Annotated in this window: 24 protein-coding genes; 1 reads left to right on the top strand and 23 read right to left on the bottom strand. The window is 63.3% G+C overall.

Annotation, left to right across the window (positions count from 1 at the left end; genetic code table 11):
• Nucleotides 1–9: 9 nt before the first annotated feature.
• The 20 genes from B597_RS24770 to B597_RS24675 form a co-directional block, all read right to left on the bottom strand.
• Entirely contained in the window at nt 10–372 is a 363-nt protein-coding gene (locus tag B597_RS24770; RefSeq protein ID WP_015879490.1) for a TIGR03745 family integrating conjugative element membrane protein, read from the bottom strand.
• Between the two features lie 16 nt (nt 373–388).
• On the bottom strand, nt 389–622 hold the full coding sequence (locus B597_RS24765) for a TIGR03758 family integrating conjugative element protein (RefSeq protein WP_003296490.1): 234 nt from the start codon (nt 620–622) through the stop codon (nt 389–391).
• On the bottom strand, nt 619–996 hold the full coding sequence (locus B597_RS24760; protein WP_015879489.1) for an integrative conjugative element protein, RAQPRD family: 378 nt from the start codon (nt 994–996) through the stop codon (nt 619–621). Before B597_RS24760 ends, B597_RS24765 begins: the two co-directional genes overlap by 4 nt.
• A 278-nt stretch (nt 997–1,274) precedes the next feature.
• Complete coding sequence (locus B597_RS24755; protein WP_003296489.1) at nt 1,275–2,024, bottom strand: TIGR03747 family integrating conjugative element membrane protein; 750 nt, start codon at nt 2,022–2,024, stop codon at nt 1,275–1,277.
• The gene (gene traD, locus B597_RS24750) at nt 2,021–4,210 is read right to left on the bottom strand and encodes a type IV conjugative transfer system coupling protein TraD (RefSeq protein WP_003296488.1); all 2,190 of its coding nucleotides are present in this window, start codon (nt 4,208–4,210) and stop codon (nt 2,021–2,023) included. Before traD ends, B597_RS24755 begins: the two co-directional genes overlap by 4 nt.
• A 4-nt stretch (nt 4,211–4,214) precedes the next feature.
• Complete coding sequence (locus tag B597_RS24745) at nt 4,215–4,760, bottom strand: integrating conjugative element protein (protein WP_003296487.1); 546 nt, start codon at nt 4,758–4,760, stop codon at nt 4,215–4,217.
• Nucleotides 4,757–5,347: a transglycosylase SLT domain-containing protein gene (locus B597_RS24740; protein ID WP_024161564.1), complete on the bottom strand. Its 591-nt coding sequence runs from the start codon at nt 5,345–5,347 to the stop codon at nt 4,757–4,759. Before B597_RS24740 ends, B597_RS24745 begins: the two co-directional genes overlap by 4 nt.
• The gene (locus tag B597_RS24735) at nt 5,329–6,057 is read right to left on the bottom strand and encodes a TIGR03759 family integrating conjugative element protein (protein WP_003296484.1); all 729 of its coding nucleotides are present in this window, start codon (nt 6,055–6,057) and stop codon (nt 5,329–5,331) included. The genes B597_RS24740 and B597_RS24735 overlap by 19 nt, the downstream gene beginning before the upstream one ends.
• Before the next feature lie 12 nt (nt 6,058–6,069).
• Nucleotides 6,070–6,717 (bottom strand): hypothetical protein, encoded by a 648-nt coding sequence (locus tag B597_RS24730; RefSeq protein ID WP_003296483.1) that lies wholly within the window; start codon nt 6,715–6,717, stop codon nt 6,070–6,072.
• Entirely contained in the window at nt 6,714–7,277 is a 564-nt protein-coding gene (locus B597_RS24725; protein WP_003296482.1) for a PFGI-1 class ICE element type IV pilus protein PilL2, read from the bottom strand. The genes B597_RS24730 and B597_RS24725 overlap by 4 nt, the downstream gene beginning before the upstream one ends.
• A 137-nt stretch (nt 7,278–7,414) precedes the next feature.
• Nucleotides 7,415–9,700: a helicase-related protein gene (locus tag B597_RS24720; protein ID WP_024161563.1), complete on the bottom strand. Its 2,286-nt coding sequence runs from the start codon at nt 9,698–9,700 to the stop codon at nt 7,415–7,417.
• Nucleotides 9,701–9,796: 96 nt separating this feature from the next.
• Nucleotides 9,797–10,105: a hypothetical protein gene (locus tag B597_RS24715; RefSeq protein WP_015879476.1), complete on the bottom strand. Its 309-nt coding sequence runs from the start codon at nt 10,103–10,105 to the stop codon at nt 9,797–9,799.
• Nucleotides 10,106–10,191: 86 nt separating this feature from the next.
• Complete coding sequence (locus B597_RS24710; protein WP_003296479.1) at nt 10,192–10,512, bottom strand: hypothetical protein; 321 nt, start codon at nt 10,510–10,512, stop codon at nt 10,192–10,194.
• A gap of 55 nt (nt 10,513–10,567) precedes the next feature.
• On the bottom strand, nt 10,568–11,677 hold the full coding sequence (locus tag B597_RS24705) for a DUF6094 domain-containing protein (RefSeq protein ID WP_003296478.1): 1,110 nt from the start codon (nt 11,675–11,677) through the stop codon (nt 10,568–10,570).
• 66 nt (nt 11,678–11,743) lie between these two features.
• A complete protein-coding gene (locus B597_RS24700) occupies nt 11,744–12,400 on the bottom strand; it encodes a hypothetical protein (protein ID WP_003296477.1) in 657 nt (218 codons plus the stop codon).
• Nucleotides 12,401–12,483: 83 nt separating this feature from the next.
• Nucleotides 12,484–12,825 (bottom strand): hypothetical protein, encoded by a 342-nt coding sequence (locus B597_RS24695; protein ID WP_003296476.1) that lies wholly within the window; start codon nt 12,823–12,825, stop codon nt 12,484–12,486.
• 89 nt (nt 12,826–12,914) lie between these two features.
• On the bottom strand, nt 12,915–13,607 hold the full coding sequence (locus B597_RS24690; protein WP_003296475.1) for a DUF3275 family protein: 693 nt from the start codon (nt 13,605–13,607) through the stop codon (nt 12,915–12,917).
• A gap of 98 nt (nt 13,608–13,705) precedes the next feature.
• Nucleotides 13,706–14,533, bottom strand: a complete 828-nt coding sequence (locus B597_RS24685) for a DUF932 domain-containing protein (protein ID WP_003296474.1) — start codon at nt 14,531–14,533, stop codon at nt 13,706–13,708.
• 153 nt (nt 14,534–14,686) lie between these two features.
• The gene (locus B597_RS24680; RefSeq protein WP_003296473.1) at nt 14,687–15,601 is read right to left on the bottom strand and encodes a DUF3577 domain-containing protein; all 915 of its coding nucleotides are present in this window, start codon (nt 15,599–15,601) and stop codon (nt 14,687–14,689) included.
• Nucleotides 15,602–16,370: 769 nt separating this feature from the next.
• Nucleotides 16,371–17,435: a DUF3987 domain-containing protein gene (locus B597_RS24675; RefSeq protein WP_226924949.1), complete on the bottom strand. Its 1,065-nt coding sequence runs from the start codon at nt 17,433–17,435 to the stop codon at nt 16,371–16,373.
• Nucleotides 17,436–17,473: 38 nt separating this feature from the next.
• Between B597_RS24675 and B597_RS24670 the strand changes: the two genes are divergently transcribed.
• Nucleotides 17,474–18,454, top strand: coding sequence for an IS5-like element ISPst5 family transposase (locus B597_RS24670; RefSeq protein WP_003296471.1), 981 nt, complete (start codon nt 17,474–17,476; stop codon nt 18,452–18,454).
• A gap of 217 nt (nt 18,455–18,671) precedes the next feature.
• Here B597_RS24670 and B597_RS24665 read toward each other — a convergent pair whose 3' ends face one another.
• From B597_RS24665 to tbtB, 3 genes are all read right to left on the bottom strand, one after another.
• Nucleotides 18,672–19,190 (bottom strand): acyloxyacyl hydrolase, encoded by a 519-nt coding sequence (locus tag B597_RS24665; RefSeq protein ID WP_003296470.1) that lies wholly within the window; start codon nt 19,188–19,190, stop codon nt 18,672–18,674.
• Nucleotides 19,191–19,261: 71 nt separating this feature from the next.
• On the bottom strand, nt 19,262–20,692 hold the full coding sequence (tbtM, locus tag B597_RS24660) for a multidrug efflux RND transporter outer membrane channel subunit TbtM (protein WP_003296469.1): 1,431 nt from the start codon (nt 20,690–20,692) through the stop codon (nt 19,262–19,264).
• Nucleotides 20,689–23,829 (bottom strand): multidrug efflux RND transporter permease subunit TbtB, encoded by a 3,141-nt coding sequence (tbtB, locus tag B597_RS24655; protein ID WP_003296468.1) that lies wholly within the window; start codon nt 23,827–23,829, stop codon nt 20,689–20,691. The genes tbtM and tbtB overlap by 4 nt, the downstream gene beginning before the upstream one ends.
• Nucleotides 23,830–23,843: the final 14 nt, after the last annotated feature.

Raw genomic sequence — 23,843 nt, 5'->3', positions numbered from 1 at the left:
GGCGCGGCCTCAGAGAATCCCGGTCGCTTCGGTGAGCAGCCAGATACCGATGACCAACAGCACCGCGCCGATGGCTACCGTGAGTCCGAACTGGCCCCAGGTCTTCCTGCCCGTGTGGATTTCCGCGTAGGTGCCGTAGGCGTGGTAGCACACGCCAATGAACATCGACGCCACGACCAGCAGTGCGACCAGGAGCACGATGTCGTAGCCGTAGTTGCGAATGGTCTCCATGATCCCGCCGCCGGTGCCGCGCGACGGATTCTCCAGTTGCGGCAGGCCCTGTGCGAACGACAGCGCGGGCAGCGTGGTGAGGCTCAGTGCCAGCGCGGCGCGCCGGGCGAGACAGATGCGGGGGAAATGAGCGGTTTTCATGGTCTGACCCTTGTGGTTAGGAGAGGAGGAAAAAAGTCAGCACCAGGTACATCGCGAGAAAACGCACGACGACGCCGAGGAACTGACGCTGGTTGAGCTGGTTTTCCGCCCAGCCGACGTAGGCGGTGCGAATGGCCCAGGCCCCCCACAGCAGCAGCACCGCGAACACGAGGCCGACGATCACCGTCGCCATCGCGGCGGGTGCGATGCTGCTGTTGGCCTGGAAGGCGCTGATCTGCGCGGAGGTCATGGCTGGGCCTCCGGTGCCGAGAAAACGTCGGGGGCGGACTCGTTGCGGTAATCGCCGCTCAGTACGGCGGGGTCGCGTGGCTGGGCGCGAGACGGCGCGAGGTGGAACTGGATGCCGGCGCGCACGCGCGCGAGGTCATCGAGTAGACGTGGGTAGTCGAAGTGGTAGCGCTCGCCCGCTGTGATCGGGGTATTCGCCGCACTCTGTGCGACGAAGCGTTCCAGCGCGTCGAGCTGGCGCAGGGCCGCAGCCAGCTCCTGGCGTTGGGCTGGCGTGCCGGCATGGGCCGCCAGCGGCGGGCTCGCCGTCAGCGCCATCAGCAGCAGGGCGGCCACGCCGCGATGCGCGGCGTGGCGTGGAAACGAAAACACCATCGCGCCATTCCTCGGTTCGATCAGCAATGGCTCGATCGTGGCGAGTCAGACGCGTCAAAGCCGCAAACAATGGGCACTGTGAGCCGACCGGATTGATAGGCGGCTGGCGCCGGAACGCTGGGACGCGTCGCGCAATGGAGTATTCAGGGCCGGTGTTTCGAGGTGTCCGAGCGGACATGGGTAGGCGGGATTGCGCAAGTAGCGGTGGTGGAGACGTAAGTGCTCGACTGGCTCCAGGACTGAGCGTCAAATCTCAGCGCGCGCCGCCCTGTCACCCTCTACAGGTACTTCTTGAAGCTGCTCGCGGTCAGGGCCACCGCCAAGCCCAGCAGCGCCGCGCTGGGCAGCAGGATCAGCAGCGGATGCACCGAGACCGGCATCGCCAGGTAGATCACCCAAGGCAGTATCGCCAGTGGCAGTAGCGAGGCTTTCGCGCGGTGGTAGACGAAGCCCGATTCCCGGCCGGCGCCGAACTTGCGCACGTCGCGGCGCACCAGTCCATCGACCAGACCGACGAACACTGCCGTGAGCACCAGCGGCAGTGTCAGTACCAGAACCAGCAGGCGCACCATAAAGGTCAAGGTGATGAAAGCGGCGGCAATCAGATAGCGCTCGGCCCAGACATAGACTTGGCTGATGAAGTAGCGGAAATCACGGGATTGTCCTTGGCCCGGCGCGCGGGCGCGTTCTGCGGTATCGCTCATCTTGTCGAGCAGCCCGGTCTTGACGAACACCCACTCGTAACCCGTCTCCACCAGCCGGTGCGCGGTGCGCCCTGGCTCCTGCACGATGGCGCTGCGCGTGAAGTGATTCGACAGATGTCCCAGCTCGTACTGCAGCATCGATTGCGCATGGCGCCAGCCCTGGTCCTTCCAGAACAGGTGCATGCCCACGCACTCGATCAGGATCGACAGCATCAGCGAGGCGATCAGTACCCCGAACAGGCGCAGCGGCAAAGAGATCGCAGTGGCGATCAGGCCCTGCCGGCGCTGTTGCTGCCGCTGCGCAGTGGATGCCGGGTCGCTCATGGTGCGTGCTCATCCAGGCCCGTGTCGCCCGTGACGTTCGCGGGAGGGTCGCTCGCAATGGGCGCTTCGTCGAGCAAGTCGTCGGGCAAGGGGCCATCCTGCAGCATCGGCGACCCCAGGTTCTCCCACCAGTGCGCAGCCTCGGTGTAGTGCTGGCGCATGTACCCCGCGAGCTGCTGCAGATCCTCCGGCATGGCCTCATCAGGGTCGGCCGCCGGCAGCGGCATCCTGACCTTCCACAGCTGTCCGCCCTGCATCAGGGCGAAGCATTGACCCTTCGGCAACGCTACGACATGAGAGGGCTCGATCATCGGCACGCTGGACATGCTGATGCGGTCTTGCGTGTTGCTGGTGAAATCGGTTGAACCGCGGATCTCCGAACTATCGGTCGCACCGCTGACGATGGTCGTGGTGTAGACCTCCACCTTCGGCAACTGCCTGGTCAGCAGTTCGGCGGTGGCGGTTTCGCGCACCCTCAACATGAACACATTGTTGAAATTCCCGACGACCTGACCGGCTTTGGCCCTATTGCCGATGCGCGCCTCGATGTCGCTCAGGGTCTGCGTGTAAGCGGTGATCTGGAGCCCGGCGCCGCCCCCCTTGTTAATCATCGGAATGAACTCGTCGCCCATCAACTCATTGAATTCATCCGCGTGAACATTGATCGGCACCTTGGTGTTCGCGGAGGCCCACGGCAGACCGTCGTCGATACCGTGTTTATAAATGTGGCCTGCGACGGAAACCAAGTCACTGAACATCGAATTGCCGACCGCCGCAGCGACTTCGGCATCAGAAAGCGCATCCAGGCCGACATAGACAATGGCGCGCTTCCGGATCACCTGCATCCAATCGAAAATAGGGCGGGGGTCACCGAGGTCCGAGTAGTTCGGGGCCAGCAACTGGGCGACCTTGCCGCTGGTGAGCTTTTCCAACAGAGGCAGCAGCGAGGCGACGATCTTGTCGAAATACGTCTTGTCGTACCGGACCGCCGAGCGCAGGCCGTCGAGCACCGGATCGTAGTTGCGCGCCTGGCTGAGGTACTGCTCCAGGGCCACGACACGCTTCTCGCGTCCGATCATGTTCCTGGGGATGTTCTTCTCGTTGAGCTTGGCCTCGATCTGGACGATGACTTCCCAGGCCTTCGGCTCGGTGCGGGCGAAGAAATGCGCGGCGTACTCGATGAACAGCGCATCGATGTTGATCACATGACGCTGGATCAACAGATAGTCCGGACGTTGCCCCAGCTCGATCAGCGCCCTGGCAATGACATTGACGAATCTCCAGGCAAATTCGCGAAAGGCCGCGCTGTTGCCTTCGCCAGAAAGCTGGCCGGCGATGCGCGTTGCGACCTCGCTGATGCGGCCGAACCGTCCCACGGCGTTATAGCGCGCGCTGATATCTGGCCAGCCGAGATGAAAGATATACAGCTCGTTCTCGCGGCCGGCGCGCTTGGCCTCGACGTACACCCGCTTCAGGAGATCGGCATCACCCTTGGGGTCGATGACGATGACGACTTCATGCTCGCCCGCAGCGTTTTGCCGCCGGATGTCCTGGGTCACGAACAACTCGGCGAGCCGCGTCTTGCCCACGCGTGTCGTGCCCAGCACCAGAGAGTGTCCGACGCGTTCGCCCAGCGGCAGGCTGACGTCGATTTCCTCGGGTTCGATGCCGTGCAGGCGCGGCAGGCCGCCTACTGGCGGCAAGGGGCGCACGGGGTTGAGCGGCATGTCCCAGCTGGTGAGGCTCGACAGGCGCGAAAGTGGAAACGGCGCGAACTCCAACCGTTCCTCCAGGCGCCGCGCCAACTGGTAGGCCGGTGTCGGTTCAACGTAGCGCCGGAATTCGGGCCGGTACGTCTGCATCAGCCTGTGCGTGTGCTTCTGTTCCCAGCGAAAGCCTTTGCCGATGAACAACCGCTGCTGGCTGACCGGCACGTCGCGGCTTGTCATGACGTAGCGCGGCAACCTGCGGATGTTGCGGCGATAACGCAGAATCACCTGCGCGTCGCGCCAGCGGATCGCACCGAAGGTGGCGAACGCCAGCGCACTGCCGATACCCATGGCCGGGCTCAGCGCGAGCGACCACGGTGCCACCAGGCACAGAAACGCGGCGCCGGCGCAGACCGCCACGGTGTACAGCTCCACCGCGGGGTGCAGCAGAACTTCGACGGGCTGCGTCTGCGACATGGCGTCATTGCCCGATGCCGGTGGCCGTGACCAGCACCGGGTAATGCCGCAGGCCCAGGCGTTCGGCCAGATCGTCGGCGGACATCGGCGACAGATTCAGGCCGGGCGCGATTGCACGCAGTTGTGCCAGCGCCTGGGCCGTCTCGACATTGACCACCAGGCCCCAGGCGTTGCGTTGGCGCAGCGTGTCGGCGTGCTGACGCAACCAGGCTTGAGAGGTCGCATCGTCACCGACCAGGAAGAATGGTTGCAGTCCGGGGGCCTCGATGACGCGGCGGGCAACCGTTCCCGGCGTGAGCCTGGCACTGCGCACCGGCAGCATGGCCGTCTCATCGACAGCGGCGGTCGGTGCCTCGGGAATGACGATGGAGGGGAGTGGCTGACTCGTGGCGCGCGGCTGCAGGTCGAGCGCTTCGTAGTACAGCAGCGCGGAAGCGCCGCCCCGGTCTTCCACCACGATCAGGGGCGGCGTGGCACGCACCGCGCTCATCGGCACGGTGGCGAGCATTACGACAAGAAGGCCGTGCGTGGCCCGGATGGATGAGGTCATCGGCTGTTCTCCTGGCGGGGCGCGTGTGCGGCGGTCTGTTGCGGGCCGAGCACGCGCTGGAGGTGTTGTGAAACGCTGCGCCGGTAACGCGCCGCGGGCGCGCCGCCAGCCGGTCGGTGGTAACGCCCGACCGCCAGCAGCCAGTCTTCGCCGGGGGTGTGCTGCTCTTTCAGGATGTCGGCGGCGATGCGCAGGTTGTCGTAGGGGTCGAGCAGATCGCAGGGCTGGCGGTAGCGGTGCTGCTGGTAGCCGAGGTTGATCTGGCCCAGGCCCACGTCGATGCGCGTAGGGGGCACCTCGCGCAGCGCCTGGCGCACGCCCGCACAAGCCTGCGCGCGCGAGGCGTAGCGGCGCGACTGGCCGGCGACATTGAGCGACCAGGGCCACGGCACGATGCGATCGTCCCGGCGCACGCCGCTTTCCTGCAGCGCCACGGCATAGAGCACCGTCGAAGGAATGCCGGCGCGCTGGGCCGCCAACTGGTAGGCGGGCGGCGGAATTTCCTGGGCCTGGACTGGCCCGGTCGCCAGCGCGGCGGCCAGCAGCACGCGCAGCGGCCACGTCGGCATCAGGGCTGGCGCTGCCATTGGCCGTTCACCTGACGCACCACCGCGGGCAGTTCACCGGGCAAACCCAGCGCCAGCCAGCGGCCACCGTCGTGGTTGAGCGTGATCGAGCCGCTGCGCACGCGCGCCGGATCGATCTGCGCGCGCTGGGCCCACTCGCGGATGCGCGCGTCGTCCTGGCGGCTGCCGACCATGTACAGGTCGAACTCGGCGTTCGCCGTCTGCAGACGCTGCACGACCTGGGCACACGGCGCGCAGCCGTCCCGGACGAACACGGCGGTACGACCGCTGCCGGTCATCGCGCTGCCGCCCGGCAGCGCATCGGGCAGATTCACCCGCTGGGCGTCGGGATGCAGGCGTTGCCAGGCTTCGTCGTAGGCTCGTTGATACGCCAGCAACTTTTCCACGCGGCGCGCTTCGACCTGCACTTGCAGTTCGGCATAGCGCCGCCGCTCCTCGTCGGAGCGGGCTTCGATGCCGAGTGCGGTCAGCGGGTCGAGGTTGGGTGAATGGATGCCCAGCGGCCCTTCCATCAGTTCGCGGTAGCGTCCCCATTCGTCGCCGCGCAGCCCCCAGTCCCGCGCCAGGCGTTCATCGCGTGCCTGATCGATCTGGCTCGGCGTGACACGGGAAGACTGTGCGGGTGTGCTCTGGGTGGCGGGCTGCTGCGCGAAGGCCGGTGCGGTCAGCGAGGCCAGCAGGAACAGCATGGAAAGTGCGCGACGTTGCATGGCACCTCCCGATCAAGGAATCGCCAGCCGGCGCGTCTGGTCGCCGGCCTGGAACACGGCGGTGTTGCCGTCGATGGTCTGCAACTGCCAGCGCCCGGCATGCTCGCCGGGCAGCAGCACCTGGATCTGTCCGGCCGAGAGCGAGTCGCCGGCGGGGGCGATGGAAACGGCTCGCTGCCCGGCGCGCAGTTCCGCACCGATCACGCGGAAGGGAAACGGCACCTGTGCTGGTGCAGCCGTCGTCGCCCTGGCGGGGCGCGGCGCTGCGGGCGTGCGCGCGGCGGTCTGGCGCTGCGCCTTGAGCTGCTCGACGTCGCTGTGCAGTGTCTGCAGGGCCGCCTCGGTGGCGTAGCCGGCCAGCGACTGTTCGAGACGGGCGATGTCCGCTTCGAGGCGCTGGCGGGTGTCCTGCAAAGCTGCCGTGGTCGCCGCTTCGGGGCGGGCTTGCAGCGTCTGGACGTCGTCGGCGAATTCGGCGAGCCGGCCTTCGAGCACCTGCAGTTGGCGTAAGGCCGAATCAACTTGACTCTGACCGGCCAGGTCGCCCGCGACGCGGAAGTTGACGAGCACCAGTGCGCTGAGTCCGACCATCCAGGCCCACAGCAGCAGGTACAGCACGAAGGCCGCGCGCGAACGCGACGCATGGGCCACTGCGCTCATGGCTGGCCTCCGTCGATGATGGGAAAGGTCTGCACCGGCGCGGCCAGTGGCGTGTCGGTCTCGGGATCTGCGCAGGGCTCGCCGGCAGGTACGAAGCAGATCTGGCGCGCCCGGTCATCGACCTGTACATCCCAGGCCGGCCCGGCGAGGGTGAGCAGTGCGTCGCGCAGCGTCATCGGCCCCAGATGCAGGTGCGCCGCCGGCAGCGGCAGCGAATACAGCTCGATCACCGCATGGGCGTTCTCGCAAAGCTGGTAGCCGCTGCGCTGGAGTGCGTGGCGCAGGCCATCGCCCACCGTCGCTCTGGCATCCGCCGGCATCGCCACGTCGATGACCTGCAGCAGCAGGTCACGCTGGGCCGCGGTGGGAGCAAGCTCCACGAGCGTGTAGCGGCCGTAGCGCACCACCGGAATCAGTTCGGGTGACTGCGGCGCGGCGTCGGCTTCCTCGACAGGAGGATCAACGGGCGGTGCGGCGGTGGTGGCGCAGCCGCCGCTCAACACAGCGGCGATCAGCAGGCTGCTGCCGGTCAGGCGCCGTAGAAGTTGGGTTGCTGGCATGGTTCGGCTCTCGGTGGCGATGAGCCGATACCTTCGCCGTGGGCGGCATTCCGATCAGCAAACAATGCGCATCGTGGTTTGCCCCGTTTTGAAGAAAAAAGCCGGCGCCCAGAGGGACGCCGGCATGAACGGGAACATCAGGCCGCGACGAGTTGCCGGGCCAGGGCGACCTCGATCGAATCGCCGTCTTGGTTGAGCACATCCAGCCCCGATTCCGGGACGTCGCCGGAGGTGCTCTGCGACACCAGGATCTTCTTCGCCATCAGGGACAGGCACGTCATCTGCGACGTGGCCGCATACCCCAGGTAGATCACCTTCACATGCTGCTTCTGGCCGATCCGCCATGACCGGCGCGCGGCTTGTTGCAACGTGTAGATGTTCCACCCCGACTGCATGAACACAATCGTGGGGAACTCCAGCAAATCCAGGCCGGTTTTCACCAGTTCCGGATTCGTGATGAGGACGTCGATCCCCCGATCGAGCTGCTCGGCAATCCAGTCTTCGCGGCGAGAGGCATCCACGCTTGCGCGCAGTACCGCCACCCGAAAACCCTCTTGCTCCAGCAGCATCTTCAAACGGCTGGTGGTATCGCGCGTGCCGGTGTAGACGGAGTACACCAGGGTCTTGCGACCCGCGGCTTTCTCCTCGCGGCAGATGTCGATCAGCTCACGCTCTTTCGGCATGATCTCCAGCTCGTTGAACTGAGCCGGTGTGAAGGCCAGGACCTGGCGCGTGCGCGGGTGGCGCACGGTTTCCGCCCGGAAGCAGCAGTCGGACCACGCCAACAGCACATTGAGGACTACGCCCAGCAAGGTGGTATCCCGCTTGCGCAGGGCCTCCTTGAGTTCCGCCGTCAGACTGGCGGCCAGATTGCGGTAGGCGTCGGCCTGCCCGGCATCCATGGCGACCTCCCGGAACTCTTCGTCATACGGCGGCAGCACGCCGCCGATGTCTCTGAGCTTGAGGAAGATCGTGTACGGCAGCACGCAGCGCAGTACGCCTTTCGGCCCGAACCCGGGTGCCTTGACCGTTCTGACGGTGATCTTCGAGCCTTTGGCGGTCTTGTGGGCCGGCCCGTTGCTCTCGGAATAGATGTCCTTGAGGACACCGTGGTCCCTCATAAACGCCATGGCAGCGGCATTCATGCTGCCGCTGGCGCTCGGGCGGTAGCCATCTTCGATCATCCTCGCGGGCAAGGCCCGGAACAGCAGATGAAAGAGATCGTCTGCATAGCCCCCCATGAGGGTGCCGGTCAGCAGTACGGTCTTGCGGGCCTTGGCCGCGATGACGCCCATCGCCTGGCCCTGCGCCGATCCACCCGTTTTGTATTCATGGGCTTCATCTGCGATGAGCAAGTCGAAGGTGCTTTGCGGCAGATACCGCTTCACATATTCCGAGGGTTGATAACCGCCTTCTCCGAAGCCGAACTCCATCGAGGACATGGCGCGTTCCATGCGCTGCGCCTGCCGAGCGGAAAACACCAACTCCCCGCGCTCGTCCATCAGGTTGATGAAGTTGTGCAGGTTGTCGCCGAGCATCGACGCCAGGAACGAATCGCCGAAGGTCTTCATCAGCTTGTTGGCCGTGGCCTCGCCGATGGTCGGGATTCTCTTCAGCGCACGCAGCACCGCCGAGGACTGATCACTGCCCGACAGGCTGCGCGGCCGCATCAGCGTCCAGAGTGCGCCGTCGCAGACATTGCACTTGCGGCGGATTTCTTCCGCCTCCAGCTCCAGAGCATTGACCGGCTCGCCGTCGAGATCAGTGACCACCGTCCCGCAGTGCGGGCAGGCGCCGACCATGCCGTAACGGGTGCGTTTGCGGACGAAGGCGGGCTTCCAGTGGAATCCCATCCGCATTCTGACCCTGCCGATGATGAAGAACTCCTGCCCTTCGGCCGGCACGTTCAACTGCTCGCGCAGCTTGATCAACTTGAGCAATGTGTCCGGGCCGTTGAGCACCCAGACTTTCGCACCGGCGACGGTTTCGAGGATCTCGCGCCGCCATTTGTAGACCAGATGGGGCGGGCTGAGGACGAGCGTGCGGCGATAGCCTTCCGCGTTGAGCACCGCCCCTAGCGCGATGCCGACGGTGGTTTTCCCCGTCCCCATCTCGCCATTGACGATGGCCGCGCGCTCGCCCTGATTGACGAGCAGTTCGGCGGCCGCATGGACGACCTCGGCCTGGGCGGGGAACAGCTGCCGCTTGAGGCTGGCGAGGACGAGCTGGCGGTTGGCGCGCGGCACACCGTTGTAAACGGGCGGGTTGGCCCGGTTGAGGGAGTCGAGTAACTCATCCCCAAACTCGGTGACGAAATCCTGCAGGCTGAAAGACAGATCGCTTTCGCTGTCCGCAGGGTTGAACAGATCGCCCGTGGCGGGCATGGAAGGTGCGGCGGGGGCCGCTTCGAGTTGCATGGTCATGGTGATGCTCCAAAAAAATGGGGCATGCACCGCCCCCAGGGGCGATGGATGCCCCTGGGGGTGAAGGTGAGTGGACGGCGCGCAGCCGCCCGGAAATCAATACTCGCTGGGTAACAACAGCGTCGTGACGCTGCGGTCCCACTCAGTGATGATCCAGAGTTTCAGATCGGGATCGACCTGGTACGAAGAGAGCAACCGGGCCTCGCCCGATGCCAGCGCGGCATCGTTCGATCGCCGATCGTCCTCGTCGAGGTCGCCCCAGTCGCCGCTGAGGTGGCGGCGAAGGTACGGGCTCGGGTTGAGCCGTCCCTGTTCGACCAGATTGGCCACGCCGACGGTCATGACCGTCGCGCCCGGCGAGAAGCGCAGATTGGGGGCCGTGCTGATGGACATTACAGTTGCCATGGTGATAGCTCCTTCGATGAAAGAAAGGGCCATGGCGTCCCCATCGGGGCGACATGACCCCGGTGGGTGGATGAAATGGGCTGGTGCTAGATCGAGGACTGCTCTTCGGGCAGTTGGACCACGGTGGTGCGGCGATCCTCGCTGGTCATCACGATCAGCAGCAGCTGCGGCGTGATCCTGTAGCGAGAGATCATGGGATTGTCCTGGTCGAGTGCCACATCATTGACCTGGCGGGTGGTCTCGTCGACATCGCCCCAATCGCCGCGCACATGGCGCTGCACATAAGGCAAGGGATCGATGAGGCCTTTGCTGGCCAACCAGTGCACCTTCTCGCTCAGCCTCAGCGAACCGAGGGCGAACAACGGACGGGCTTGCGGCTCGCGCCGCGCGAACAAACGCGAAAGCATGGGAGTTCTCCTTCTGGTGGATGAATGAAGCAAGGCGGCGAGCCGCCCGATGCGATCAGTGGATGGTGAGAATCCGGCCGAGGGTGGCCGAGTCCGGGGACAAGTCCCAGGCACGAATCACGGGGACAAACTTGTCGGTGAGGATGCGTGTCTCTGCGATTGAACCGTCATCGCGCTCGCGATATTCGGTGGTCGTCGCCTTCTGCTTGTAGGTGTCGCCTTTCACGGCCAGGGTGCGGCCGTTCTTCGACTGCACGACACCGGAGATCGCGCCGGCCGCGAGGGCCAGTGCCAGGTGCCACTGGGACAATGCGCGCGCCGGGCGGCGCAAGGACTGCTGGGCGGCGCCCAGATGGGTCTCGAACGACGGCCACAGGCCATGCAGGCGCTGCACTTCGTCGGCGAACTGCGCCGGCTCCATGCTCAGACGGTAGAAATGCTCCGGCTCGTGCTGGGCGACAGGGACGGCATACGGAAGCGATGGCCACGCGGGTGGCAGTTCCTCCGCTTCCAGGTCGCCTTGCCCGATCTGCAACAGGCGAGCACGGACGTTCTTGACCTCATCGCCCACCAGCTCGCGCTGGCGGACCCGGCGACCGAACACGACCACCTGCTTGAACTGCGTATCCACCGCTCGGTAGATGCGCAGATCGGCAAAGTGCCGCGTCAGCCAGCCGACCAGTTCCTGATCGAGCACATAGTGCGGGACGATGAAAACCAGGATGCCGTCGTACTGCAGCAGTTGCAGCGTGCGCTGGTAGAACAGCTTTTCCAGCCGTGCGCGGCCCTTGCCGTCGTAGCCGATGTTGCCGTTCGCATCCTTGGACAGATCCCCGTATGGCGGGTTGAGCCACAGCAAACCGAAGCTCTGGCGTGCGATCAGGGTGTCCATGAGGTCGCCCTGGATGCAGTGATCGACGAGCAGACGCGCATGGTTGGCGCGCTCCGGGTCGAACTCCACCGCATAGGCGGTGACCTGGTCACGCCCGAGGGCATGCGCAGCCTCCGCGATGGCGACGCCTTCGCCTGCACAAGGATCGAGGATGCACATCGGCCCGTCGCCGGACGCCAGTGCGCTGAGCGCTCTTTCGAGCGTGGGTTCGTCGGTCGGAAAGTAGCCGGCCTTGACGAAATTGCGGGCGAGCCGCGGGAACATGAGTGCCATAAGAAATCTCCTGTAGCGGGGATGAAGGAAAGCGGGTGCGCGCCGGTCGCACGCACCTGCCGTGGGTCAGGCCACCGCTTCCAGCGACCCTTGGGTGGTCGCCGGCTGCGGGAGCGGATGGGCGGTCAGTACGCCCTGGCGGATCAGGCTGCTCAGTGCTTCGGTGAGCGCTGGCACATCCAGCCCCAGACGAAATCCACGCAGCGGCCCGAGGGCCGTCGGCAGGTCGCGGAGCATGTCGCGGTCTCGCAGCAGTGCCAGCACCGTCCCTTGCCAGTGATCCAGCAAGGGCAGCGGGCACGTCTCCTTGACGAGCAGCCAGAGGCGCGACGTAGGATCGGCCGCCGCGCGCGGCAACAGTGCGAGCGCGCTGGTGGTGGCCTTGTCCGGCCGGATGCAGCGCCGATCGAACAGCCAGAGATTGACGAGCGACCCGAACAGGGTGCGGCGATAGCTGCGGGTCAAGCGCTTTTCCAGACGCTCGACCGAGGGAACGAACACGGGCACGGAGCCGCCCTGGTCGGTGACGAGATGGAACTGGTCCAGTCCATCCTCGTCGCGGCCCAAGGTGAGCCGGGCGAGAAACTGCTGGATCGCGGTGTCCCGCGCCCAGACCGATAGAAAGACCAGATCGCCGTCTTCGCCGCAGACGCAAGCATCGGCCATCACGTCGCCGCATTCGTCGATGCGGTACAGCAACTGTGGGGATGAAGGTGCAGACATGGTGGAGTCCTCAATGAAGTCAGGGGCACCACCACCCGCAGGGGCAGTGAATGCCCCGTTAGGGATGAAAGAACGCGGACTACTCAGAGTTCACGTTCGGTGAACGAACCGTCGGCCTGATGCTTGACTACGCGGTTGCCGACATTTCTCTCAGCGTCGTGCTGGACCTCGATGAACAGGCTTTCCGGCACAAGGATCTGAAAATGACGTAAGACCTCACGGTAGTAGTCCAGGTCATGGTTGAACGGATCGCTCTCGTGCAGATTGCTGTACAAGAAGTCGTCGCTCTCGACCTTCATGGTGTCGTCGATCAACTCGGTTGGCTTCTCGATGACTAAGAAGAAGTAGTTCATCGGCCGATCCCAGCCGAGTAGTACGGTGACGGGAAATCCTTTGTGGAATGTGTCGAAGTAGTGCCGACTCATGGTGAAGCTCCTCGATTGAAATAGCCGGGAACCTCCCCATCGGGGTCGCCCCGGCGGGTGGATGAAATGCCGCGGATGCGGCAGGACGATCAGGCAGCCTGCGGTTCGGGTGCGAGTTGCAGGTTCCATTGCTGGGCCGTGGCGTCGAAGGCATAGCCCAACTGGTTGAGCCGCGCGATCTGCAGACGCAGGGTGCGGCGATCGATGGTCGAGTCGAGTTTCACCGACTCTTCCAACGGCCAGAGAATGCCGAACAGCGCCGCGTCGTCGCTCTCGGGACCACCCGAAGCGGCCACGGTGGCGGACGGCGTATCGACGCCGAATGGCGTGGTATCGACCAGCGGGTCTTTCGATGCCTGCACGGGCGCGGGCTCCGGCTTGGACCGGGACTTGGATTTCTCGGCTGCTGCCGGCGTTGTCGCCGGTGGCGTGCCCAGCTCTTCATCGAGCGGATCGACGTCCTGTGCGGCGAAGGCGCGAGCCTCGGCCTTGCTCAGCTTGTCGATGCCCGACAGGGTCATGCCGTCCAGGTTGGCGCGGATTTCAAAGCGCATGCCATCGCCAACCGGATAGGCCTTCGGATAGATGTAGCGGATGACGAACTCACCCTCGTACTTCCCTTCGGGGTACTGCTCCAGTTCCGGGTCTTTCACATGGAACAGTCCAAGGCGGGTCGTGAGGCGACCGACCGTGAACCGTCCGTTGCGGCCCGGGATGGTGCGGATGGCGAGTTGGCCGCGGACGATGAGGGGCGGATCGGATTGAACGGCTGCTGTAGCCATGGCGTATCTCCTTGTGATGAATGGAACCGTCTTGCGCGGCGCGCAACGGGTCAGGAAGAAAATGGACCCGCCCTGACGGGCGAGGTCCGAGTAGTGGCTCAGGACTTCAACTGGCGCATGCCTTCGGCGAGCATCCAGAGGGCGCGGTTCAGGCGCAGGTTCTGATCGATACCCTGTACAGGGCGGGTACGCTGGCGGCGGCCGTTCGCAGTGCGTCCGGTCAGCCCTCCCTTGACGAGGTTTTCCTGGACGCGGTTGAAGATCGACCAGAGGTCGCTCTTGCGATCGTCCCAGCGTCTGGGGACCAACAACTGACTCTCCGTGACAGGCGCGGGCTTGTCCGGATCGTCGTACTTGAGCGCCAGGGCCGAACGGGCGAAAACGTCGTCCTCCCCGGCCTCCAGCGTGATCGCGCGCATGCTCTCGCGCGCTTCCTGCACCCGCTCGAAGCCTTTCAGGACTTCGTAGGCACCTTCGATGACCTGGCCCGCGACATCGCCCTTGTGAGGCACTCGGATGTCCGCGAACGTGTCGCCGCAGACCAGCCCGTTCTGGCAGACGAATCGAAACTGACCTGCCAGCATCTGATAGCTGCTGGTGCCATCGTGCGAGTTCAACAAGATGATCTCGTTGGCTTCGTCGCCATTGATCTGGCTGGCGTGGCGAAGGCGGATCAGGTGTTTGGTGTACTCGCGGCGGTCCTCGTTGCGGACACGTGTCTGGCACACCATGAAGGGCAGGAACCCCTCCTGACGAAGTTCCGACAGCACGGTGGCCGTCGGGATGTAGCTGTACCGCTGGGAACGGCTTTCGTGTGGTGTTTCCGCAAAGATCGACGGCACCACGGCGCGAATCTGGTCGTCCAACAGAGGACGGTCCGAGCGCAGTACCGGTGAGCGCGGTGCGAAACGGGATGCGAGAGACATGGCATTCTCCTGGGATTGTTATGCAGCCGAATCCGCACGGTGCGGAACGGACTGCGGGGATGAAAAGACGAACGCCCACGCGCCACGTCAGTGGCCTGCAGGCAGGTTGGGGATAAGAAGCAAGACCCCGGAATGGGGCCTTGCGGGGGTGGATCAGAAGGAAGCCGCGAGTGCGGGTTCCTCGGCCTCGGGTGCCGGCACGGGTTCGTCCTGAACGGACTCGGCGGTCGGCGCCTCGACGGTGCCATCGGCGGTATCCGCATCCTCGGTCGCCGCAGCGCCCTCGGAAACGGGCGCCGGTGCGGCGGCCGGAAAGACCTGCTGGCCATCGATCTTGATCAGGCCGATGTGGATCAGCTTGGATTCCAGGCTCGCCGCCGGTTCGCCGGCACGCTCGCCCTTGGTGCGGAGGTACGCATCGGCCTTCATGTCGTTGAGACGGAAGGCGATCAGCACCTTGCGCTCGGCCTCGATGGCCTGTACGCAGCGGCGCACCAGATGCTGGGCGTCCGCAGTGGCGACGATGGTGTTGATGTACCGGTAATCCGGCTCATCGACCGGGCCGGCCAGCGCCCCGATGGAGCACGACAGGAACGGATCGCCATCCTTCGGCGTAACCTCGCGCGGACGGTTGAGATAACCGATACCCCGGGTGATCAGCTCGTACTGCTCGATCTGCGCCAGTTCGGCACGATCGATCAGTTCGGCTTTCAACAGTCGGCCCTTGAGACTGGCTGCCGGATCGCCCTTGCGGTCACCACTGGTACGAATGAAGGCATCGGCCCAGAGATCGCCGAGCCGGAACTTGACCAGCGGACGCTGCCTCGGGTCATCGACGCCGATGTAACCCTCGACCAATTTCTTGGCGTCGGCACCGGAGACTTTGACGTCGAAGTAGCGGGTGACGGGGTCTTTGGCGGACCCGACGAGTGCGGCGACAGTGCAAGCCAGGAACGGCTGCGCACGGCGGCCACCACGGACAGGAACCTCCCGGACACGCTGCAAGCGGGCGTAGCCCTCGGTGTGAAGATCGAAGTAGCTCTTCGCGTTGGAAGTCGTATTGGTCATGGTGAATCTCCAATGGGAATGAAGCGGAGACACACCGGACCCGACTGCGCGGGGGGGTGCGTAACCCCGCGGTGGGTTGATAAGGCGAATGGACTAGGAAGGTGCATCCACCACCGGCAAGCCGATGGTCGTTCGCACGGAGGGATGCGTTGCGAACTGGCTCGGTCACGCGGCGGGTGCCGCGCCGCAACCTCGAAGACCGATGGTTGCCTGGCATGTCGCTGACAACGTCAGCAAGCATGGGGCAAGCCTCACACCGCGCGGCTTCGCACACCATCGGGAATGAGTACTGTCGCCTGACCGCATTCAATCGCCGCAATAGCAGCCGATGGTCTCTTCGGCAGGGTCAAACAGGTCGTCCTGGCGTTCGGTAAAACAGGCCAGCTAAGTGCGCACTCGCGGCGGAACCGGGGGGCTGAGGCAGGTTCAGTGTTAGACGGCAAGTGTCGGTGTCTGGGTCTTTAAATACAGGTGTTTTCCAACTTGCATTAATAATTGTACCCGGTTCTGTACCCGGTTTTAGTTTCCTGGTTCCCTCTCGTGCCGCAGAGGAGTTCAAATTAAATCCAGGCTGCCTGGCGGCGCAAGCACTCTGCTGCAGCGATCTGAAAGGGGAGCGCGACCGACCGACGGCGACGCTGCCACAAAGGTAGCTTTGGTTTCTCCCAATATAAACGTTATAACATATCATTTATGGTAAGTTTTTTTCCTTGCTGAGATAATGCCTGAATAGTGTCGCGACCTTATAGGTACATAAAAAGCTGAGTCGCTAGCGAACTTTAATATAGTAGCCGGCGGTATAGCCATAACCTCGCTGGGGCGTCCAGAATTCTTGCTCGTTGAACAGCGGTAGCTCTTTGACCTCAACTATCTCGCCATTCTTTAGTTCGGGTTCCTGTCTAAGCAGTATCGATTCTTGAAACCGGTAACGGCTTCCTTCTTTTGCGATGTGGCCAAGTTTGCATAACAGATCAATCGCTCCTTCTAAGCGAGCCGTGTTGGCGCGTCCTCTAAGGCTGCTGGGTCCGAATTGTTTAAGTTGAGTTATGGTGAAAGTGGCTCTGGCTCCAGAAATCAGATCCCTAGGTAGTTCAGCGCGTGTGTCGTTGGAAGAGGCTCTGCTGTGTTTTTCCTCTTTATTAAGAGCGAAAGGGTCTTGTTTGCTTGCAAGTTTTAGTAAGTAGTGCGCTAAGTGATTCGCATCAATGACGATCTGTGGTTCGTTTGCCAAGTGGGCTATAAAATGCTTGGAGCAGTGCTGAGTAAACTTCCAGCAGAATTCCAGTGTTGAACAATCTATCTCGGTTTGGTTGTTCGAGGTGCGCTCGAAGGTATGCACTATTGCAGCTAGGCGGCTGGTGTTTTCTAGCAGCTTAGAAGCGTGATCCTTAAGATAGAAATACAGCCCGTTCTCCTTCATCTGCAATTCGAGAAAACGGCTGTACTGGAACCAACGATCCTTTGCCTGCTCGGAAAAAGACAGTACTTGTCGCTCGGTCAATAAAGGAGAGTTCAGCAGTTCGTGGATGCGGGCATTAAAGCTCCTTAGGCGGAGCAATTCAGATAGCTGTTGATCGGTGCGTTGTCCGGCCATCAAGCGAGGCTTCGCGATCAGGAAGCGTGCTAAGAAGCCGGTGCCGCGTGCCTCTTCGCCGCGTTTGGCCATGAAGCGGCTGATCACACTTGGCTGTGCCATCAATGATAGGGTGAGGCGCGCATTTTGGAGTACGAAGCCTTCTCTAGAAATGCGGTCAACAATTACGCTGCTGCCATCCCATAGCGTATTGAGTTTATCGAGCTCTCCTAAGGATGGTCTGAAAAAGACTTCCCGAATCTGGTGAAATACGCCGATCCCGTTGCCCGAGTTTCCCGATGAAGCAAATGACCTTCGCCGACGCCGAGTACGCCGGCAAGCGCAAGCAGACCCGCAAAGAGTTGTTCCTGATCGAGATGGATCAGGTGGTGCCGTGGAAGGGTTTGATTGCCCTGATCGAGCCGCACTACCCCAAGGGTGAAGGTGGTCGTCCGGCGTATCAGCTGATGGCGATGCTGCGCGTACATTTGATGCAGAACTGGTTCGGCTACAGCGATCCAGCGATGGAGGAGGCGCTGTACGAGACCACAATCTTGCGCCAGTTTGCCGGGCTGAACCTAGAGCGTATTCCCGACGAAACCACCATCCTCAATTTCCGTCGCCTGCTGGAGAAGCACGAGTTGGCGGCCGGGATTCTGGCGGTGATCAATGGTTACCTGGGCGATCGGGGCCTGTCGCTGCGCCAGGGCACCATCGTCGATGCCACGCTGATCCATGCGCCGAGTTCGACCAAGAACAAGGACGGTAAGCGTGACCCGGAAATGCACCAGACCAAGAAGGGCAATCAGTATTACTTCGGCATGAAGGCCCACATCGGCGCGGATACCGAGTCTGGCCTGGTGCACAGCGTGGTGGGGACGGCAGCCAACGTTGCTGACGTTACCCAGGTCGACAAACTGCTGCATGGAAAGGAAAACATGGTCGGCGCCGACGCGGGTTACACCGGCGTAGAGAAACGCCCGGAACATGAAGGCCGGGAGGTGATCTGGCAGATTGCGGCCCGCCGCAGTACGTACAAGAAGCTGAGTAAGCGCAGTGCGCTGTACAAAGCCAAGCGCAAGATCGAGAAATCCAAGGCCCAGGTGCGCGCCAAAGTCGAGCACCCGTTCCGGGTGATCAAGCGCCAATTCGGCTACGTGAAGACACGCTTCCGTGGCCTGGCGAAGAACACCGCGCAGTTGGTGACACTGTTCGCGCTGTCGAACCTGTGGATGGCGCGCCGACATTTGCTGACGAATGCAGGAGAGGTGCGTCTGTAATGCGGGAAATGGCCGGCGCGAGGTGCTCGCGCCGGCTATAAATCCGGAAAGAGGGGATGATTTGATCGTTTTTTAGCCGAATCACCGTTTTGAAATCGGCAAGGGCTGGAGTCAGCCAGAAATACCTGACTACTTCAGACCATCCCTAGGTATAAGGGACAATTGCGGCAAGGTGATTACCACGTTGCGACTCCGTCCGGCGCAGAAGCCCCAGATATCAGAAGGCTTTGTTGTAGAACAATGAGTAGGATTCGATTCCGTCGTTCGGCTGTTTGATGCCGGCATTGGAATAGTGGATGGCGCGTATGCCGACCTTTTGCTCGTGCGGCAGCTTCAGGCCGGCGCCGATGCGGTCTTCGAAGTTGAACGAGGACCCCAATTGCTGCTCGCCGACATCGGTCTTGGAGAAGAATGCAACGCCAATCCCGGCTTCGACGAAGGGCGTGTATTTGAAGCCGCTGAACTCATAGACAAATACCGGGGCGAAGGACAGCGAGTGCGCACCGCTGTAGTCGTCACCGCCTTCCCAATAGGTATAGGCAGCTTCCCAGTAGCCGGTCAGCTGGCCAGTGCCGCTGTTCAGCCAGGTTTTGTCCCAGTCGAACGCCAGGCCGGCGCGGTAGCTCATGTCACCTTGACCGGTCATGCCCAGCGCGCCGGAAAACTCGGCGGCGCCAGCGGTGGCTGTGCCGGTAAGAAGTGCGATTGCCAACGACAGTGCGAAGCGGATTTTCATGCTTTCTCTCCTCTGGCTTTCCAAAACAATCAAACGTTGTCATAGCGGCCGGCGTAACGCCGACCGCCTTTTTATTGCGCGGACTCGTCGCGGTGCGCGATGTTCTCCGTCCATCCGCCGCCGAGCGCTCGGAACAGCTGCACCTCGCTGTTGAGCTGCAGCAGTCGGTCGCTGAGCAGCTGTTGCTGGGCAGAGAACAGTTCGCGTTGCGCATCGAGCACGGCCAAGTAGTTGTCGACACCCTCGTCATAGCGCTGCTGCGCCAGTTCCAGGTATTCCTGGGTGGTAGTGGTCAGGTCGGCCTGGGCCTGCAGCTGTTCTTCGAAGGTGCCGCGTGCGGCCAGGCCATCGGCGACTTCGCGGAATGCGGTCTGGATGGTCTGTTCGTACTCGGCGATGTTGATGTCCTTCTGCACCTCGGCGTAATCGAGGTTGGCCTTGAGCCGGCCGGCGGTGAAGATCGGGATGTTGATCTGTGGCATGAAACTCCAGGTGCCCGAACCGCCCTCGAACAGGCCGTCTAGCTCACCGCTCAGGGTGCCGGCGGCGGCTGTCAGGCGGATGCTCGGGAAGAACGCCGCGCGTGCTGCGCCAATGTTGGCGTTGGCCGCATGCAGGCGAAACTCGGCTGCGATGATATCCGGGCGGCGTAGCAGCAGGTCGGCCGGCATGCCCACCGGCAATTCTGCGAACATGCGATCACTGCCGGGTTCATCCGTGATATCGGCCGGCAGCTCGGTGCCGAGCAACAGGCGCAGCAGGTTGGCATCCTGCGCGACCAGGCGCGAATAGCGGGCGAACTGCACGCGCGCCTGCTCCACCAGGCTGCGGGCCTGACGCACATCCAATGCCGATGCCGTGCCAACGTCGTGGGCGGCCTGCACCAGGCTCAGGCTTTTGCCATAGCTGTAGAGCGTGTCGTGGGTCAGCTCCAGCAGGCCCTGATCGGTGCGCCAGGTCAGGTAGGCCATCGCGACCTCGCTGACCAGCCCGATCTGCACGCTGCGTTGCGCCTCCTCGGTTGCCAGGTAGCGCGCCAGCGCGCCTTCCTCCAGGCTGCGCAGGCGACCGAAGAAGTCCAGCTCGTAGGCACTGACGCCAAGCGTTACACCGTACTGGCTGGCGATACCCGCCTCGCCGGTGTTCGCCAGGTCGGCCGGCAGACGCTGGCGCTGGCCGCTGCCGTCGATGCCGATGCTGGGGAACAGGTCGGAGCGGCTGATGCGGTATTGCGCGCGGTAGGCTTCGACGTTGAGCGCCGCCTGACGCAGGTCGCGGTTGTTTTCCAGCGAGAGGCCGATCAGGCGTTGCAGGGTCGGATCGACGAAGAACTGCCGCCAACCCAGCTCCGTGGCAGTGGTGCTCGCCGACACGCCCTGATCATAGGCCGCGCCTTCCGGCCACTGCGCCTGCACCGGCATGTCCGGGCGCTGGTAGTCCGGAATCAGGCTGCAGCCGGACAGCGCCAGCGTCATCGCGACGGTCAGATGCTTGAGTCTCATGCGGATTCTCCTTCGCCATCGGCCTGAGCCTTCTTGCGGCCTTCGAACAACTTGACCACCACCACATAGAACAGCGGCACGAAGAACACCGCGAGCACCGTGGCGGTGATCATCCCGCCGACCACGCCGGTAGCGACCGAGTGCTGGCTGCCGGCACCGGCGCCACTGGCCAGAGCCATGGGCAATACACCGAAGGTAAAGGCCAAGGAAGTCATGACGATCGGTCGCAGCCGCAGCCTGGCCGCATGAACGGCAGCATCGACCAGCGGCATGCCTTCCTTCTCATACAAATCCTTGGCGAACTCGACGATGAGGATGGCGTTCTTCGCCGACAGACCGACCGTGGTCATCAGGCCGATCTGGAAGTAGACGTCGGCGGTGAGGTCACGGAACAGCGTGGCGAGCACCGCGCCGAGGATGCCCAGCGGCACCACCAGCATCACCGAAGCCGGCACCGACCAGCTCTCGTAGAGCGCGGCCAGACAGAGGAACACAATCAGCACGGTCAGCGCATAGAGCATCGGCGCCTGGTCGCCGGTCTGGATTTCCTCGTAGGACAGCCCGGTGTAGCTCAGGCCGATACCCGGCGGCAGCTGCTGCATGATTTCGGCGATGGCGACCATGGCGTCGCCGGTGCTGTAGCCGGGTGCCGGCTCGCCGAGGATTGCCAGCGAAGAGATGCCGCCGTAGCGTTCCAGCTTCGGCGAGCCAAACACCCACTCGCCGGTGGCGAAGGCCGAGAAGGGCACCATCTCACCGAGGGCGTTGCGCACGTACCACTTGTCGAAGTCTTCCGGCGAGATGCGCGAATCGTCTTGGCCCTGGATGTAGACACGCTTGACCCGACCGCGGTCGATGAAGTCGTTGACGTACATCGAACCCCAGGCCGCGCTCATGGTTTCGTTGATTGAGGCGATGCTGACCTGCAGGGCGCGGGCTTTCTCGTCATTGATATTGACCTGGAACTGCGGCTCGTCGTCCTTGCCGTTGGGGCGCACCGCGCGCAGCTTCGGATGCTGGTTGGCCAGCTGCAGGAACTGGTTGCGCGCCTCCATCAGCGCGGCGTGACCGACGCCGGAGTTGTCCTGCAGGTACAGGTTGAAGCCCATGGCGTTACCCATCTCGAGGATCGCCGGCGGCACGAAGGCCATGACGGTGGCGTCCTTGATCTGGGCGAAGCGGGCGTTGGCGCGCTGGGCCAGGCTGAACACGTCCTGGCCTTCCGCGGCGCGCACGCTCCAGTCCTTGAGCATGACCAGACCGAGGCCGGAGTTCTGCCCGCGACCGGCGAAGTTGAAGCCGTTGACGGTCAGCACGTGCTGGATCAGCTGGCCTTCCTCATTGCGCAGGTAGTCGCTCACTTCCTGCAGTACCGCTTCGGTGCGTTCGGCGGAGGAATTCACCGGCATGCGTACCTCGACCATCAGCAGGCCCTGGTCTTCGTTGGGCAGGAAGGCCTTGGGAATCTGGGTGAACAGATAGCCGGTACCGGCGGTAATCAACACGAATGCCAGCAGGTATCGCCCGCGATTCTTGAGCATGCCGCTGACGCCGCGTTCGAAGCGATTCGTGCCACGGTCGAAAATACGGTTGAACCAGCCGAAGAAGCCTTTTTTCTCGTGGTGGGCGTCGCCCTTGGGCTTCTTCAGGATGGTGGCGCACAGCGCCGGGGTGAAAATCAGCGCGACCAGTACCGAGAGACTCATGCAGAGCACGATAGTCACGGCGAACTGCTTGTAGATGATGCCCGCTGAACCGCCGAAGAAGGCCATCGGCACGAACACCGCCGACAGCACCAGGCCGATGCCGACCAGCGCGCCCTGAATCTGCCCCATGGATTTGCGCGTCGCTTCCAGCGGCGTCAGCCCTTCTTCGTGCATCAGGCGCTCGACGTTCTCAACCACCACGATGGCGTCATCCACCAGCAAACCGATGGCTAGCACCATGGCGTACATGGTCAGCACGTTGATGCTGAGGCCGAAGTAAGGCAGCAGGGCGAAGGCGCCGAGCAGCACCACGGGCACCGCCAGGGTCGGGATGAGTGTGGCGCGGAAGTTCTGCAGGAACAGGTACATCACCAAAAATACCAACGCCACGGCTTCGATGATGGTGTAAATCACCGAACTGATCGAGGCCTCCACCACTGGCGTGGTGTCGTAGGGATAGAACACCTCGACCCCTTCCGGCAGATAGGCCTTCTGCTTCTCCATCACGGCTTTCACCGCCTTCACGGTTTCCAGCAGGTTGCCGCCGCTGGCCAGGCGCAGGGCCAGGCCCGCCGACGGTCTGCCGTTGTGCTTGCTGGAAATGGCGAAGTTGTCGGCGCCCAGCGCGACCCGGGCAACGTCCTTGACGCGGATCTGCGAGCCGTCGGTTTTGACCTTGACCAGGATTTCCTCGAACTCCTCGGGCGTGGTCATGCGGGTCTTGCCCAGCACCGTGGCGTTGAGCTGCACACCCGAGCGGGTCGGCAGGCCGCCGAGCTGGCCGGAGGAGACCTGCACGTTCTGCTCGCGGATGGCGTTGGCGACGTCGCTGGGGGTCAGCTGGTAGCTGTTGAGCTTGGCCGGGTCGAGCCAGATGCGCATGGCATAGGGCGAGCCGAACAGCATGTAGTCGCCGACGCCGTCGATGCGCGAGATCGGGTCCTGCAGCTGCGAAGCGATCACGTTGCCGAGGTCGAAGTTGCTCATCTTGCCGGTGCTGTCCGCCAGCCCGATGATCAGGAAGAAGTTCTGCTGGTACTTCACCACGCGCAGCCCTTGGCGCTGCACTTCCTCAGGCAGCCTGGGTGTAGCCAGCTGCAGTTTGTTCTGCACCTGGACCTGGGCGATATCCGGGTCGGTGCCCTGCTCGAAGGTCACGATGATGGTCATGCTGCCGTCGGAATTGCTCTCCGCGGACATGTAGCGAAAACCGTCGAGGCCGCTGAGTTGCTGTTCGATCACCTGCACCACGGTGTCCTGCACGGTCTGCGCGGAGGCGCCGGGATAGGACACATCGATGGCCACGGCCGGTGCGGCGATGTTGGGGTACTGGCTGATCGGCATTTTCACCAGCGACAACGCGCCGGCGAGCATGGCGACGATCGCCAGCACCCAGGCGAAGATCGGCCGGTCAATGAAAAAACGGGACATGTACGGTTTGCTCC

The organism is Stutzerimonas stutzeri KOS6, assembly GCF_000307775.2.
GTDB lineage: Bacteria > Pseudomonadota > Gammaproteobacteria > Pseudomonadales > Pseudomonadaceae > Stutzerimonas > Stutzerimonas stutzeri_B.
Note: the sequence above shows the minus strand (reverse complement) of the source record. Positions and strands in the feature narration are given on the sequence as shown.